The organism is Sphingorhabdus sp., from assembly GCF_040079335.1.
Taxonomy (GTDB): domain Bacteria; phylum Pseudomonadota; class Alphaproteobacteria; order Sphingomonadales; family Sphingomonadaceae; genus Sphingorhabdus_B.
The window spans coordinates 16,364-30,386 of sequence record NZ_JBEBKL010000036.1 but is presented as its reverse complement, the minus strand read 5'-3'; the positions used below and the strand labels follow the sequence as shown (position 1 = coordinate 30,386).

General features: G+C 61.2%; 15 protein-coding genes and 2 tRNA genes. 6 read left to right on the top strand and 11 right to left on the bottom strand.

Annotated elements, in window-relative coordinates; translation table 11 throughout:
* Positions 1 to 7: 7 nt before the first annotated feature.
* The 9 genes from ABL922_RS10610 to ABL922_RS10570 all read right to left on the bottom strand — a co-directional run bounded on the left by ABL922_RS10610 (position 8) and on the right by ABL922_RS10570 (position 9,441).
* A tRNA-Glu gene (locus tag ABL922_RS10610) sits at positions 8 to 82 on the bottom strand.
* Positions 83 to 174: 92 nt separating this feature from the next.
* Positions 175 to 1,938 carry a single-stranded-DNA-specific exonuclease RecJ gene (recJ, locus tag ABL922_RS10605; protein WP_349024188.1) on the bottom strand — a complete coding sequence of 588 codons (1,764 nt, stop codon included), beginning with the start codon at positions 1,936 to 1,938 and terminating at the stop codon, positions 175 to 177.
* A 47-nt stretch (positions 1,939 to 1,985) separates the two neighbouring features.
* Positions 1,986 to 3,023, bottom strand: coding sequence for an alcohol dehydrogenase family protein (locus ABL922_RS10600; protein ID WP_349024187.1), 1,038 nt, complete (start codon positions 3,021 to 3,023; stop codon positions 1,986 to 1,988).
* A complete protein-coding gene (locus tag ABL922_RS10595) occupies positions 3,020 to 4,063 on the bottom strand; it encodes an amidohydrolase family protein (protein WP_349024186.1) in 1,044 nt (347 codons plus the stop codon). Before ABL922_RS10595 ends, ABL922_RS10600 begins: the two co-directional genes overlap by 4 nt.
* Complete coding sequence (locus tag ABL922_RS10590; RefSeq protein WP_349024185.1) at positions 4,060 to 5,607, bottom strand: acyl-CoA synthetase; 1,548 nt, start codon at positions 5,605 to 5,607, stop codon at positions 4,060 to 4,062. Before ABL922_RS10590 ends, ABL922_RS10595 begins: the two co-directional genes overlap by 4 nt.
* A gap of 21 nt (positions 5,608 to 5,628) precedes the next feature.
* Positions 5,629 to 6,408 carry an SDR family oxidoreductase gene (locus tag ABL922_RS10585; RefSeq protein ID WP_349024184.1) on the bottom strand — a complete coding sequence of 260 codons (780 nt, stop codon included), beginning with the start codon at positions 6,406 to 6,408 and terminating at the stop codon, positions 5,629 to 5,631.
* Positions 6,409 to 6,421: 13 nt separating this feature from the next.
* Complete coding sequence (locus ABL922_RS10580) at positions 6,422 to 7,648, bottom strand: acyl-CoA dehydrogenase family protein (RefSeq protein WP_349024183.1); 1,227 nt, start codon at positions 7,646 to 7,648, stop codon at positions 6,422 to 6,424.
* A 12-nt stretch (positions 7,649 to 7,660) separates the two neighbouring features.
* Positions 7,661 to 8,398, bottom strand: coding sequence for an SDR family oxidoreductase (locus tag ABL922_RS10575; RefSeq protein ID WP_349024182.1), 738 nt, complete (start codon positions 8,396 to 8,398; stop codon positions 7,661 to 7,663).
* Between the two features lie 14 nt (positions 8,399 to 8,412).
* Positions 8,413 to 9,441 carry a phosphotransferase family protein gene (locus ABL922_RS10570; RefSeq protein WP_349024181.1) on the bottom strand — a complete coding sequence of 343 codons (1,029 nt, stop codon included), beginning with the start codon at positions 9,439 to 9,441 and terminating at the stop codon, positions 8,413 to 8,415.
* Positions 9,442 to 9,520: 79 nt separating this feature from the next.
* Between ABL922_RS10570 and ABL922_RS10565 the strand changes: the two genes are divergently transcribed.
* Entirely contained in the window at positions 9,521 to 10,165 is a 645-nt protein-coding gene (locus tag ABL922_RS10565) for a TetR family transcriptional regulator (RefSeq protein WP_349024180.1), read from the top strand.
* A gap of 37 nt (positions 10,166 to 10,202) precedes the next feature.
* Here the strand turns inward: ABL922_RS10565 and ABL922_RS10560 are convergent.
* A tRNA-Ser gene (locus tag ABL922_RS10560) sits at positions 10,203 to 10,293 on the bottom strand.
* 78 nt (positions 10,294 to 10,371) lie between these two features.
* On the opposite strand from ABL922_RS10560, the gene ABL922_RS10555 reads away from it, so the two are divergent.
* From ABL922_RS10555 to ABL922_RS10535, 5 genes are all read left to right on the top strand, one after another.
* On the top strand, positions 10,372 to 11,469 hold the full coding sequence (locus ABL922_RS10555) for a peptidylprolyl isomerase (protein ID WP_349024179.1): 1,098 nt from the start codon (positions 10,372 to 10,374) through the stop codon (positions 11,467 to 11,469).
* Positions 11,466 to 11,786 (top strand): DUF1905 domain-containing protein, encoded by a 321-nt coding sequence (locus tag ABL922_RS10550; protein ID WP_349024178.1) that lies wholly within the window; start codon positions 11,466 to 11,468, stop codon positions 11,784 to 11,786. Before ABL922_RS10555 ends, ABL922_RS10550 begins: the two co-directional genes overlap by 4 nt.
* Positions 11,787 to 12,087: 301 nt before the next feature.
* Positions 12,088 to 12,273, top strand: a complete 186-nt coding sequence (locus ABL922_RS10545) for a hypothetical protein (protein WP_349024177.1) — start codon at positions 12,088 to 12,090, stop codon at positions 12,271 to 12,273.
* A 43-nt stretch (positions 12,274 to 12,316) separates the two neighbouring features.
* A complete protein-coding gene (locus tag ABL922_RS10540; protein WP_349024176.1) occupies positions 12,317 to 12,928 on the top strand; it encodes an SOS response-associated peptidase family protein in 612 nt (203 codons plus the stop codon).
* Positions 12,929 to 13,005: 77 nt separating this feature from the next.
* Positions 13,006 to 13,719 carry an NRDE family protein gene (locus ABL922_RS10535; protein ID WP_349024175.1) on the top strand — a complete coding sequence of 238 codons (714 nt, stop codon included), beginning with the start codon at positions 13,006 to 13,008 and terminating at the stop codon, positions 13,717 to 13,719.
* Here ABL922_RS10535 and ABL922_RS10530 read toward each other — a convergent pair.
* Entirely contained in the window at positions 13,716 to 14,015 is a 300-nt protein-coding gene (locus tag ABL922_RS10530) for a DUF1294 domain-containing protein (protein WP_349024174.1), read from the bottom strand. The two genes, ABL922_RS10535 and ABL922_RS10530, sit on opposite strands and share 4 nt — an antisense overlap.
* Positions 14,016 to 14,023 lie beyond the last annotated feature (8 nt).

The following is a 14,023-nucleotide window of genomic DNA, read 5'->3' as shown; positions in this document are numbered from 1 at the left end:
GAATAGATGGTGACCCCTACGGGAATCGAACCCGTGTTTCAGCCGTGAAAGGGCCGCGTCCTAACCGCTAGACGAAGGGGCCATCGAAGATGGAAGCGCGCCTTTACGGATTCGATTTGCGCTCGTCAAGGACCGAGTTTGCCCGATTTCAAAGATTTCCGCCGCCCGCAGAGGTCAGGCGAGTGCGACGTCGTCGATGTGCAATTCTGCCTTGGGCGTCGACCCCCAATCGTCAAGCCGCGCGCGCCCGGCGAGCCAGTATTTCTGCCCGCGTTCGCCGTGGAGCAATTGCTGCCCCATTGCGCTTTCGCCTTGCCTGAACGCCATCGCTTTGAACGACGCGCCGTCGTCACCAGACACAATCGCGCGGACATGATCCTTACCGACAATGTCGCATTTTACGACGCGCACCGGCCCGGTCACCACGCGCGGGCCCGGCCAGCCGGTGCCATAAGGGCCGGCTGCCTCCAGTGCCTCGATCAACATCGGGCTCAATCCACGCGGATTGACCATTGCGTCGATCGAAAGCGATTTGTCTGAACTCGCGCGCGAAACATCACCTGCCAGCCGCTCGTCCAACCATTGGGACAAGGCATCGATCTTGCCAGCCTCAATAGTGAGCCCTGCCGCCATTGCATGTCCGCCGCCTGCGACCAGCAATCCGGCTTCGCGCGCGGAAATGATGGCGGCTCCCAGATCGACACCGCTGATCGATCGCCCCGAACCTTTGCCGGTGCCGTCGGCATCGACGGCGACGACGATAGCGGGCTTGCCGAACTTTTCCTTGATGCGGCCGGCAACGATACCGATCACGCCGGGATGCCAGCCTTCGCCCGAAACAAGTGCGACCGCCCGGTTGTGCTGGGTAGCCATCGCGGCTTCGGCGGCTTCCTGCACCTGCGCCTCGATCGCGCGGCGTTCTTCGTTCAGCCGGTCAAGCTCTTGCGCGATCAGGCGCGCCTCTTCGGGGTCTGCCGTGGTCAGCAAGCGCACGCCCAGGTCTGATTTGCCAACGCGCCCGCCCGCATTGATACGTGGCCCCAGCGCAAAGCCGAGGTCCGAACAGGTCGGCGCGCGGTTGAGCCTTGCGGCGGATGCCAGCGCGTTGAGCCCGACATTGCGCCGCGCTGCCATCACCTTCAAGCCCTGCGCGACAAAGGCTCTGTTGAGGCCTTTCAGTTGCGCCACATCGGCGACGGTGCCTAGTGCTACAATATCGAGCAAATCCATCAGCCGTGGTTCGGGCTGCTCCGCAAAATAGCCCCTCCCGCGCAGCACGCGCACGATCGCAGCGGCGAGCAGGAAGGCGACGCCGACGGCGGCCAGATGACCATGTGCTGCGGCTTCGTCGGCCTCGTCAAGGCGGTTCGGATTGACCAGCGCAAAGGCGGCTGGAAGTTCGGCGGCGCATTTATGGTGATCGACAACGATCACCTCCATGCCCGCATCTCGCGCCTGCGCGAGTGCGTCATAGGCCATTGCGCCACAATCGACCGTGACGACCAGCTTGTTGCCAGCGTCGCCCAAGCGGACCAGCGCCTCGCCAGATGGCCCATAGCCTTCGAGCAGCCGGTCGGGGATATAATAGCCTGCCGCATGTCCCAGTTCGCCGAAAAGCCGGATCAGTAACGCTGCGCTGGTCGCGCCGTCGACGTCATAATCGCCATAGACAGTCAACTGCTCGCCGCGCTCTACAGCATCGGCCAGCCGCTCGGCTGCGGCATCCATATCGCGGAAGATTGAGGGGTCGGGCATGAAGCCGCGTAATGTCGGGTTGCGGTGCCGTTCCAGATCGTCGCGCGCCACGCCGCGTGCCAGCAACAACTGGGTCACCAGATCGTCCGGCGTGAAATCGGGATCGCCTGCATCAGCCCGGCCACCCCGCCATTGCCAGGTCTGGCCGAGGATCGAACGCTGAACGAAGCTGAGGCTGGTCATGCCGCCCTGTTAGACGCTCCTGCCGCCTAGCGGCAAGGGGCAAGGAGTCAGGGGACCAGCACCATCTTCAGCGCCCCCGCTTCACGCCGGTCGAACAGGCTGTAGGCGTCGGCGCCCTGGCTCAATGGGAGGCGGTGGCTGATATAGCGTTCGGGCTTGAGCCGTCCTGACTGGATCAGCGGGAACAGCGCAGGCAGTTCCTCGGGAACCGAACAGGTGCCGACGCGAAAGGTCAGGCCACCGGCAAAGGCGCGTTCGAGCGGGAAAGGGAAGCGGCGGGATTGCTGCACGCCGATAACAGAAACCGTCCCGCGCACCCGCACACAGCGCAGCGCGAAATCGACCGTCGCATCGCTGCCGACCACCTCGACCACACAATCGAGCTTGCGGCCCTTGGTGTCTTCCTTGATCCGCTCCATCGCCTCGTCGGGGTGGAGCGCAATTGCGCCAACAGCTTCGGCCAGTGCGCGCCGCTCGGGGATCGGATCGATGGCATACACGACATGCGCGCCCATCACGAAGGCGGCCTCTACGGTCATCAAGCCAATGGGACCAAGGCCGATTACGCCGACGCTGCTGCCGGGCCGGATATCGGCGTTGCGCGCGCCGAACCATGCCGTCGCCATTGCGTCGGTCATCATCAAGGCTTGGTCTTCACTGATGCCTTCCGGGATTTTGACTGCGTTCATATCGGCGGCGGGGACGCGAAAGGCCTCTGCCTGCACGCCTTGCAGCCGCGCCGAGAGGCCATAGCAGCCGCTGCCATTATTCTCGCAATTATTGACCACGCCCGACAGGCAGGACCGGCAGGCGCCGCAGCCGACGGCAGCGGGCATCATCACCTTGTCGCCAACCTTCACCCGGGTGACGGCCCGGCCAACCTCGACCACTTCGCCGACCGCTTCATGCCCGACGCAAAAGCCGGTATCCTCAGAAAAGCCGTGGCCATGATAGATGTGCAGGTCGCTGCCGCAAATCGAACAGGCGGTCATCTGGACGATGGCATCGCGGTCGGATTCGAGTTTCGGATCCTCCATGCTGTCGTGCCGGATATCGCGTTCGCCGAAATAGCGCAGGGCTTTCATGCCAATCCTTCCAGTCGATAGAAACGGGTGGCGGTACCCGCAAACAGGTCTGCCTTTTCGTCGGCAGACGCGCCCGCAGCGATCCGCTTGAAGGCGTTCCACAAGGTCGGAAAATCGGCACCCCAGCGATCGACCGGGAAGTTGCTTTCGAACATGCAGCGGTTGGCGCCGAACAGTTCGATGCAGCTCTCGATATAAGATCGCCAAGCCTCTGCCAGCGTTTCGGACGACGGACGCACATCGGGCCCCATGCCCTCAAAACCGGGGAAGGGCATGCCGAGGCCACCGAGCTTGATATGCACATTGGGCAGTTCGGCGAGGCTCGCCATGCTGGCTTTCCAGCCCGCAAAACGCTCGTCGCGTTTACCGGCATAGCGCCCCAGCCCGACCGGCGTGCCGACATGGTCGATCACCATCGGCACATCGGGGAAAGTGCGCGCGAGATCGACGGCTTCGGGCAATTGCGGTTCGACCACCCAGATATCGAGCGAGAGCTGGCGCTTGGCGAAGTGCTTCAAAGCCGCGTGCACCTGCGGAGACGAGCATAGATTCGGCGCGGCATGGGCCAGCGGACCCAGCACTGCAGTATCATCGTCATGCGCCATCATATGGCGGATGCCGCGAAAACGCCCGCCGCCCGCCGCCAGATGCGCATCGAGCACTTCGGCGACGGCATCGCCCAGCCCCAGATCGGCATGACCGACTATGCCGGCGCAGGCCCTGGTCTGGCCATAGACGCCGCTCGCGGCCATGGCAGCCACGCCGTTTACAAATTCGGTCTCGCCCACCGGCTGCATCGCTTCAGGCCCATCGGCGCGGTAAAAGGCGCCGCACTGGACATAGACGGTGCCGATTACATTATGCCCGCTGCCGGTATCGGCGAGCAACTCGTCGAGCAAATAGCGTGGCGACTGGCGCAATATCGCCTCGAATGGATGCGACATTTCGGCAGGCAAATAGGGCAGGCGCGAGCGCCAGTCCCAAAGGTGATGGTGCGGATCGATGATCGGCAGTTCCGGTTCAATGATGGCTTCGCTCATATTCTCCGCTCTCGTCCTTCCCAAAAGGGTTCGCGCAGCTTGCGCTTGAATATCTTGCCCGAATCCTCGCGCGGCAAGCTGTCGGCAAAGTTGATCCGGCGCGGCACCTTATATCCGGTGAGCACCCGCTTGAGTTCGGCCTGCAGGCCTTCGGGGGTCAGCGAAACCCCCGGCATCGGCTGCACCACCGCCATCACGCTTTCGCCAAATTCCTCATCGGGAATGCCGAACACCGCGCAGTCGGCAACACCGGGCAGCTTGTGCAGTTCCGCTTCGATTTCGGCGGGATAGATGTTCGCGCCGCCCGAAATGATCATGTCGTTGATGCGGCCGCACAAATAGAGAAAACCGTCATTGTCGAAATAGCCCATGTCACCGGGGGTGATCAGGCCGTATTTCTCCATCGAGGCGCGTTTTTCGGGAGAATTCTGGTAGGTGAAATTGGTGCCGTGGCGGCCTTTGCCGATCACTTCGCCGATGGTGCCGGGTGGCACATCATTCCCGTCCGGATCGACCACGCGCAGCGTCACGCCTGGTTGCACGCGCCCGACCGATCCGGGGTGCGCCAGCCATTCTTCCGACGACAGGCAGGTGACATTGCCCATCTCGGTCGAGCCATAATATTCCCAGATCACCGGCCCCCACCATTCGATCATCGCGCGCTTGACCGGCGGCGGACAGGGGGCGGCGGCATGGGTGACATATTCGAGGCTGGAGAGATCATATTTGCGCTTCACCTCTTCGGGCAGGCGCAGCAGCCGGTTGAACATGATCGGGACCATGTTGAGGTGCGTGATCCGTTCCTTTTCGATGAGGGCGAGCAGCGCCTCTGCATCGAAGCGCGGACAGATGACGACATTGGCGCCAACCCGGATCGAGAAGGACGAGTGGGCGTTGGGGGCGCTGTGATAGACCGGGCCGATGACCGCGGTGGTAATCGTCGCCGGATCGCGCTTGCCCGCCAGCACATCGGTATAGCCATAGGACCAGCCAAGCATGGTGTTGACCGCCTCTGCCTGCTCGGGTGTGAAGGCCGCGCGGCGGACGCCCTTCGGCCTGCCGGTGGTGCCCGATGTATAGATGATCGTGCTGGGCGCCATTTCCGCTTCGCCCGAAAAGGGGGGCGCCGCACTGACCAGTTCATGCCAGCGCGGCAGCCCTTCAGGCTGAGGGGTCTCGTTTAGCCCGTACAGCTCGCGCGTCTCGGGCGGGGTTTCGACAATGACGACTTGCAAGCCTGCCGGGATTGCCTGCTTGATCGGCTCATAGAGATCAGCGTGGATGAGGAGCAGTTTCACGCCGCTGTCGGTCAGCAGGTAATTGGCTTCGTCAGGCGTATAGTGCCAGTTGACCGGCACCGGATAGATGCCCAGCATTCCTGCGCCAAAGGCAGCCTCGAAATAGGCGATGTCGTTGCGCAGATAGAGCGCGATGCCATCGCCCGCCTCGACGCCGAAATTCTGGATGACCGTTGCGGCACGCCGTGCACGTTCGTCAAACTCCGCTGTCGTTAATGTGCGGTCGCCGCTTTTGATCCAGCCCATCGCTTCTCTCCCTCGCGATATTCAGTAGATGGTGTAGCCCCCGTCGATGACAATCGTGTCGCCGGTATGGTTGCGCGAACCTCTGCTGGCGAGATAGACGGCAATCGCCGCGAAATCGGAACCGTCGAGCCAGTCACCGGTGGGCACGCGGCTGATCACCGCCTCGTTGAACTTGTCCCATTCCTGCAGCCCTGCAGTCATGCCCGAACGGGTCCAGCCCGGCAGCACGCTGTTGACGCTGATGCCACAACGGGCGAGCTCGACCGCCATCGCGCGCGCCATCGCAACGACCGCGCCCTTTGTCGCGGCATAATGTTCGTTGCGCGCCGCACCGTGGATGGCCGAAGTCGACGAGATTGCCACCAGCGAGCCGCCACCATCGCCCGCCCTGTACCGCTCGACCATGTGCCGTGCGGCCTCTCGCAGGGTGAAGAGCACGCCGTGGATGTTGACGTCCTCAATCCGCCGGAAATCCTCAACACTGATGTCGAACAATCCCTTGCGCGAGATAGAAATGCCGGCGTTGGCAATCGCCTGATCAAGCCTTCCAAATTCGGCGATGATGTCTGCCACACCCTTGGCGACTGCGGCCTCGTCCGATACGTCGATTTGTGCCGAACGAACCTCGCCGCCATGTGTGCGCAGCTTTGCAGTAGCCTCTGTATTGCGCTCGTCATTGGTACCCCAGATGACGACGGTTGCACCATGCGCGGCAAGGCCATCGGCCATGCCAAGGCCGATGCCGTTATTGCCGCCGGTGACGAGCGCAACTTTGCCGGTCAGGTCGAAAAGCGATGCCATTTCTTGCTCCTCCTCAACGCTCGTTCATCGCAACATATTCCTTGATCTTCGCCTTGCCGAGCTGGCTCATATGCACTTCATCCGGGCCATCGGCGATGCGCACGAAGCGGTTCAAAGTGAAGAAGCGTGCAATCGGCGTGTCGTCCGACACACCCATGCCGCCATGCGCCTGAATTGCGCGGTCGCACACGGTCTGCGCCATTTGCGGGGCGACGACCTTGATCGCGGCGATCAGGTCTTTTGCCACCTTATTGCCATAGCGGTCCATTGCGTCGGCGGCCTTCAGCGTCAGCAAGCGCGACATCTCAATCTCGCAGAAGCTCTTCGCCACATCCTGCCGGATCGACGACTGGTCGGCGAGCTTCTTGCCGAAAGCAACACGGCTGTCCACGCGGCGCGCCATGATTTCGAGCGCGCGCTGCGCTTGCCCGATCGAGCGCATGCAGTGGTGGATACGGCCCGGCCCGAGGCGGCCCTGCGCGATCTCGAACCCGCGGCCTTCGCCAAGGATCAGATTGCCCTTGGGCACGCGGACATTTTCAAAGCGCAGTTCGCATTCGCCACCCGGCGAATTGTGCGATCCGAAAACGGTCTGATGGCGGACGATCGTGATGCCGGGTGTACTCGGCTCCACCAGTATCTGCGAATGCTGCGCATGGCGCGGGGCGTTGAAATCGGTCTTGCCCATCACGATCCAGACGTCACAGCGCGGGTGCATCGCGTTCGAAATCCACCACTTGCGGCCGTTGATGACATATTCGTCGCCATCGGGCGTGATCGACAGCTCCAGGTTTGTTGCATCCGACGAAGCCACTTGCGGCTCGGTCATCACATAGGCCGAGCGGATTTCGCCGTTGAGCAAGGGCTTGAGCCATTTTTCCTGCTGTTCGGGCGAGCCATATTTGGCGAGCACTTCCATATTGCCCGTGTCTGGCGCGGAGCAGTTGAACACCTGGCTCGACCAAGGCACGCGGCCGAGCAGTTCGGCGATTGGCGCATATTCCAGATTGGTGAGGCCGGGAGAGAATTCGCCATATTCATGCGGCAGGAACAGGTTCCACAGGTCCAATGCCTTCGCCTTGGCCTTCAAATCTTCCATCTTCGGCCATTCCTTCCAGAGATTGGCCGGGTCTGTCACAAAGCGGTGATAGTCTTCCTCATTCGGATAGACATGCTCGTCCATGAAAGCCTGTATCCGGGCCAGCAGCCCTTTGACCTTGTCGCTATGTTCAAAATCCATGGGAAAATCCTTTCAGAGGGAGAGCCCGCCATCGACGATCAATGTGTGACCGGTGACATAAGAGGCGAGCGGGGATGCGAGGAAGATGGCCGCACCCGCCATGTCGGCAGGCAGGCCCATGCGGCGTTGTGGAATGTTGGCGAGGGCCCCTGCAAGCCGTTCGGGGCTTTGCGTGGTTATCTTGGTCAATTTGGTGTCGACAAGACCGGGCGCGAGGCCATTGACGCGAATGCCTTCTGGTCCCCAGGCCTGCCCCAGCGTCTTGGTCAGGCTGATCGCCCCCGCCTTGGATGCGGCATAAGCGGGGTTGCCGATATTGGCCTTCAGCCCCGAAATCGAGCTGACAATGATGATGCTGCCCTGGCTTTCCAGCAGCTGCGGTTTGAACTTGCGCGAAATGTGCATCAGGCTGTCGAGATTGACCGCCATCACCCGGTCCCAGCCGGGCTGCTCGAACTCACCGCGCTTGTACACAACGGTGCCTTGGCACAGCACGAGCACGTCGAGCGTGTCGAAGGGCAGGGGCGCTGCCTCAATCGCTTCGGGATCCCCAACATCGACGCAGGTGTAGCCGAGGTTGCTCAGGTCAGAACCGTCGGCCGGATCATAATCGGCTGCGTTCGCGCGGGTGCCCCAGACATGCACGTCGGCGCCGCGTTCGCGAAAGCCGTGCGCGATGCCGTTGCCGATCCCGCTCGATCCGCCGACGACCAGCACGCGCTTGCCAGTGAAATCGGTGTCGTTGGCCATAGAGGATATTCCTTTCAGCTGATGCGCCGCAGCGCACGTTCAAAGAGGTGGATGGTGTGCGCATGCAGCCGGTCGCCGGTTTCGCGCGGGGCCTTGCCCGCACAGGCGCGGGCGTGCGTGCCTTCAAGGATGATGCCCAGTTTGTAGCAGGCGAGGACGGCGTACCAGTCAAAGTCGGCCAGATCGCGACCGGTCAGCCCAGCATAATGGGCAACCAGTTCATCAGGGGTGGCAAAACCTTCCCACGGCGTAATCGCCACGTCGGTGGCATGCGGATTGTCATTTTCCGGCCAGGTCGCAGCGAGCCAACCCAGATCGAGCAGCGGATCGCCCAGCGTGCACAATTCCCAATCGACCACCGCTGCCAGTTCGCCGCTGTCGTTGTCGAACAGCAAATTGGCAAAATGAAAGTCGCCATGAATGATACCCGGTTGGAAACTGGTTGGCCGATGCGCGTCGAGCCATTTTGCAACTTTGTCGACACCCGGGATGGCGTCTGGCCCGGTCCAGCCAGGCATCTCGGCATAACTGGCCAATTGCGAGGCCCAGCGCCCGACCTGCCGTTCGATCCAATTGTCGAGCTTGCCGAAATTCTCAAGCCTGACCGCGCGATAATCAACGCGGCTGAGCGCAGCAATGGCCTCAACCATCGCCAACCCCATACGGTGGCGGATGGCTGCATCGCCGGCATGCAGCGCGGGCAAGCCTTGCGTTGCGTTAAAGCCCTCAATCGGCTCCATCAGGTAGAAGCACGCGCCGATGACATCCTCTTCAGGGCAAGTGGCGATCAGTTCGGGATGAGGAACATTGCTGCCCTTGAGCGCCGCCAATACGCGCGCCTCGCGCCGCATCGTCTCGTTCGAATTGGCGCGCAAAACGGGTGGCGGGCGGCGCAACACATAGCTGCGGCCAGACCGGCTGAAACGCAGCAATATATTCTGGGTGCCGCCCGCCAGCGTGATGGCATCGGCAATCGCCCCCTCTCCAAGCCCTTGCCCGTCCATCCAGCGCTCAAGCGCATCGAGATCGACTCCGTCGACCATAGCTATCGCGAATCCTCTCCAATTTATCCAAATGGATAATGCAGTTGACGTAGATGGGAGTCAAGCCTAGCCTGCAACGATGACGACCACGGCCCCAAAAGCGCGCAGCGAGGCAGCAGAACATCTGAAAGCAGTTGCGCTGCGTCTGTTCGCTGAGCGCGGGATAGACGGCGTCACCGTGCGCCAGATTGCTGAGGCTGCCGGGCAAAAGAATCATGCCGTGGTCGGATACTATTTCGGATCGAAAGAGGCGCTGGTGCGCGAACTGATCGTTGACGGTGCGCGCGCAATCGACGTCCGTCGCAACGCCTGGCTTGATGGCTGCGAGGCAAAGGGCGGGCCGCACAGCGTTGCCGAAGTGATCGAGGGGATGATTGAAACCTCGCTCGATCCGGAAGCAGCCCCCGGCGACGAAAGCTTCAACCGCTTCTTCACCCTGCTGGGCCTCTCGCACCGCGGATTCTTTATGGAGGCGCTCGAAGGCCAGTGGAACACAGGATACCAGCGCTGCCTCAATCATCTGCGGCGGATGATGCCCGATATGCCGGTGGCGAAAAAGAATGAGCGTTTCGTCTTTCTGGGCGGAACGCTGGGCGCGATTCTCGCGGCGCGCGAAAGCGAACTAGCCGACCGCTCCCGCCCGCACCGCATGTGGCAATCAGGCGCAACGCTCAAACATGCAGCAAAAGTGATCGCCGCCATGATCGAGGCGCCGTTCCGCTGAGGCAGCGGCAGAAGCGATCGTCGAATGAAGTGCAAAATGGCGGAGACGGAGGGATTCGAACCCTCGATGGGCTTTTGACCCATACTCACTTTCCAGGCGAGCGCCTTCGACCACTCGGCCACGTCTCCGCATCCTTGAAAGGATGCACGCCCCTAGCGGCTTGATAGCGCTTTCGCAAGTCACGCTGATTTGCAATAACCACCTATATGAAAAGATATCTGACCCTTGCAGCCAGCGCTGCGATTTTCGCTGCCTTTCCCCTCGCCGCGCAAACCACCGCAGCGGAAAAGGAGAAGAAGGAATATCCTTCGCCGCCCGAAATTGTCGCCAAGGCGAAGGCGGAAGAATGGTTGGCGATTGCGCCTTCGGACTTGCTGGTTATGGAACTAGCGCCCGATGCCAAGAGCAAATCCCGCCGCGTTGTAATTCAGTTGATGCCCGCGCCCTTCTCGCAAGGCTGGGTCGGCAATATCCGCAAGCTGGCGGCGGCGAAATGGTGGGATGGCACCAGCATCAACCGCGTGCAGGACAATTATGTCGTGCAATGGGGCGATGCGACCGAGACCAAGGCGCTGCCAGAGGGTTTGGTGACGGTGCCGGAGAGTGAGTATGTGGCGGATATAACTGAGACGCCAATTTTTGATCCCGTCGTACATGGACATGTTATTCAGCCGTGGGCGACTAATGTTTCCGGCGAGGGCGTTTGGTCGATTCCAATTGCCGTTAGTCCTCTGAACAGGAAGAAAGCGCGCATTAAGACTTCTCGGGAAAAAGAAACCCCCAAAGCGCGTCAATACAGAAATGAAACTTACGGATGGCCAACAGGGTTCTCCAAAGGCTGGCCGGTTTCAGGAAATTTGAACGCTAGGGGGTTCGGCAAGACAGGAGAAATCTGGCCCGTCCACTGTTATGCCATGGTCGGTGTGGGCCGCAACCTGTCCCCCGACACCGGTACCGGCGCCGAACTTTATACCGTGATCGGTCATGCGCCGCGCCACCTGGATCGCAATATCGCGCTGGTCGGGCGGGTGATCGAAGGTATCGAACATCTCTCCTCGTTGCCGCGCGGCACTGGGCCGCTGGGCTTTTACGAGAAGGAGGAGGAGCGCGTTCCGATCGCATCGGCGCGTCTTGGTAATGAAATCGCTGACCTGCCCGCTTTCGAATATCTTTCAACCGAAAGCGCCAGCTTTGCCGCCTATGCCGATGCCCGGGCCAACCGGCGTGATGCTTTCTTCATCAAACCTGCGGGTGGTGCGGATATTTGTAACATTCCCGTTCCCGTGCGACGCAAGCCGCTATGAGCGAAAGCGTCGAAACAACGGTTGCGTTGTGGATCTGGACCAGCCCCGAAGCCCCGGCGAGCTGGCATTTCCTGACCATCGAAGGTGAAGCGGCCGAAGCGATCCGTGCCACCGCTCTGATGCGGCGGCTGGAGGGCGGGCAACGACGAGGCTGGGGTTCGATCCGAGTCACCGCGACCATCGGCGAGACCAGCTGGCAGACGTCGGTTTTTCCGAGCAAGGAAAGCGGAGGTTATCTGCTGCCGGTGAAGGCTGCAGTGCGCAAAGCCGAGGGTTTGACCGCCGGTGACAAAATTGCCGTCCGGCTAGCCTATTAAAACCCGAAAGGGCTTCAGCCCTTGTTTGGATCCCGGTCGGTCACCACCACGAACAGCATTACAAGCATGAATGATCCCATCATACCTGCAAAAATGGCGACGGGCAGAATTGAAAGATCGGACATAAACACTCCCTATTTGAACGCGAAATCGCTGCGCCCGATTGGATGCGATGTCCTTGACTTCAATCAATTTGCTAAACTGCCTTTACTATATCTTTGGTTTTAGTAGATTAGTGCAGGGAAGAAACAGGTCGCAATATTCGAATAGAAGCGGTTTCACCGTAGAGGAGCGACTATGGGTGGTGGTGACGACAAACGGCAGAGCGACCGCAGACAACGCAAAGAACGGCGATCCGGTGACGAACGACGGCGATCGGATGATCCGGGGTATAGCGGACCCGAAAGGCGATCTGGAAAAGACAGACGCTCTGGCACCGAACGCCGCAATGGCGCTGACAGACGGTCGGAGATTCGCAGCACAATAAATTGAAGCATTTGTCGGGGGCCAATTCCGCGCTTAATGGGAACATGACCTTTCGTTGTTTTCTCGATCTGCCCTCAGAGGCGATTGGGGGGCATTTTGGTGCAGTCGCCGGACTTGATCGCTGGGCAGGCGGTGTCATCCAGCCAGCACAATTTGCCCCCGTCATCGTCCGTGCCGGCGGCAACGGGCGCAAGGTGATCCGACCGATGCACTGGGGCTTTCCGGCTCCTGGCCAGTCGGCAGAGATGACCCCGCCGGGCGGAATGCGCTGGGTGAGTTATGTGCGCAATCTGGAGAGCCCGTTCTGGATCGGAAATTTGCGCCATGTGGGGTTGCGATGCCTGATTCCGCTGACATCGTTCGTAGTTTCACGCGGATCAAAGGGCGGGCAATTGCAATGCCGAATAGACGCCCGTCCTGTCTTCGCCGCCGCAGGCATCTGGCGCGACTTGACCGATATGCCGGTGTTCGCAATGCTGACCACCGACCCCAGCCACGCGCTGCTCCCGGTAGAGGGCGGCAAAGGCCCTGCAAGCATGCCTGCGCTGTTGGATGAAGCCGGACAGGAGCAATGGCTACGTGCGGACTGGAAAGAAGCCGCCGCGCTTATACAGCCCTATGGCAAGTCCGATCTGGTTGTGGAGAGCATAGGGTAGCGAACAATCGTTTCTGACGGTTGATGGTTTAGTACCTCACTCTCGCTTTTTGTGTTGCGTTGGGCGATAGGCAGGCCATGTGTGTCGTCGCCGTTGCTCTTGATTGTCATCCCTGCTGGAAACTGGTGCTGGCCGGAAACCGTGACGAATTCCACGCGCGCGCAGCCGATCCGCTTGGCCGTTGGGCGGATGCGCCGCATGTCATTGCGGGGCGCGACCGGCAGGCGGGCGGCGGCTGGCTCGGGGTTAGCGAGGCGGGGCGGCTCGCGGTCGTCACCAATATCCGCAATCCAGATGGGCCTGATCCGGCGAAGGCTTCGCGCGGGGCGCTGGTGGGCCATTGGCTTGTATCGGGGCAGGCACCTGATCTGGCCAGTCTGTCAGGTTTCAACCCGTTCAACCTGTTGCTTTGCGGGCCTGAAACTACGGTGCTGCTGTCGAACCTTCCCGAACCACAGCGTCAAATGCTTGGGCCCGGTATTCACGGACTTTCCAACGGCCATCCGGGCGAGCCGTGGCCCCGGCGCAGCACGGCGGAGGCGGCGCTGGCGCAGTGGGTCGAACGCGACGGACAGGTGGAAGAGTTGTTCGCACTGTTGCGCGACGAAAAGCTGCTCGACGATGGCGGAGTACCGATCTTCATTAGGGCGCCAGTTTACGGCACACGCTGTAGCACCGTTGTGCTGATCGACCGCGACGGACGAGGCACGATAATCGAGCGCCGGTTTGATCCCGATGGCAACGATGCCGGGGAAACCAGCGTCGACTTTAGCTGGCCTTCAGCCGCCTAGCCCGCGAAGAACCAGCCCCCGCCCAATGCCAGCGCGACCGCTTGCAGCATAGCGATGCTGTGCAGTGTCTTGCTGAAGGGCTGTTTGCGTGTCTTGTGCCGAAACAGCTTGCGCCCGGCATAGGCTCCTGCAGTTCCGCCGGCCAGCGCCAGCATCAGCAGCGTCGATTCTGCGATCCGCCAGCTTCCGGCCTCCGCCTTCATTTTGTCGATACCGAACGCCGCAAATGCGGCGAAGTTGATGCCGATAAAGGCAGTCGAGATGTTGGCAGCGGAGGCAATTTCGGCGAGCGTCATTTGCTCCA

Bases quoted from the DNA above. Each gene is read 5' to 3' on its own strand.
- recJ (WP_349024188.1), bottom strand. From the start codon at position 1,938: ATGACCAGCCTCAGCTTCGTTCAGCGTTCGATCCTCGGCCAGACCTGG.
- ABL922_RS10600 (WP_349024187.1), bottom strand. From the start codon at position 3,023: ATGAAAGCCCTGCGCTATTTCGGCGAACGCGATATCCGGCACGACAGC.
- ABL922_RS10595 (WP_349024186.1), bottom strand. From the start codon at position 4,063: ATGAGCGAAGCCATCATTGAACCGGAACTGCCGATCATCGATCCGCAC.
- ABL922_RS10590 (WP_349024185.1), bottom strand. From the start codon at position 5,607: ATGGGCTGGATCAAAAGCGGCGACCGCACATTAACGACAGCGGAGTTT.
- ABL922_RS10585 (WP_349024184.1), bottom strand. From the start codon at position 6,408: ATGGCATCGCTTTTCGACCTGACCGGCAAAGTTGCGCTCGTCACCGGC.
- ABL922_RS10580 (WP_349024183.1), bottom strand. From the start codon at position 7,648: ATGGATTTTGAACATAGCGACAAGGTCAAAGGGCTGCTGGCCCGGATA.
- ABL922_RS10575 (WP_349024182.1), bottom strand. From the start codon at position 8,398: ATGGCCAACGACACCGATTTCACTGGCAAGCGCGTGCTGGTCGTCGGC.
- ABL922_RS10570 (WP_349024181.1), bottom strand. From the start codon at position 9,441: ATGGTCGACGGAGTCGATCTCGATGCGCTTGAGCGCTGGATGGACGGG.
- ABL922_RS10565 (WP_349024180.1), top strand. From the start codon at position 9,521: ATGACGACCACGGCCCCAAAAGCGCGCAGCGAGGCAGCAGAACATCTG.
- ABL922_RS10555 (WP_349024179.1), top strand. From the start codon at position 10,372: ATGAAAAGATATCTGACCCTTGCAGCCAGCGCTGCGATTTTCGCTGCC.
- ABL922_RS10550 (WP_349024178.1), top strand. From the start codon at position 11,466: ATGAGCGAAAGCGTCGAAACAACGGTTGCGTTGTGGATCTGGACCAGC.
- ABL922_RS10540 (WP_349024176.1), top strand. From the start codon at position 12,317: ATGACCTTTCGTTGTTTTCTCGATCTGCCCTCAGAGGCGATTGGGGGG.
- ABL922_RS10535 (WP_349024175.1), top strand. From the start codon at position 13,006: ATGTGTGTCGTCGCCGTTGCTCTTGATTGTCATCCCTGCTGGAAACTG.
- ABL922_RS10530 (WP_349024174.1), bottom strand. From the start codon at position 14,015: ATGACGCTCGCCGAAATTGCCTCCGCTGCCAACATCTCGACTGCCTTT.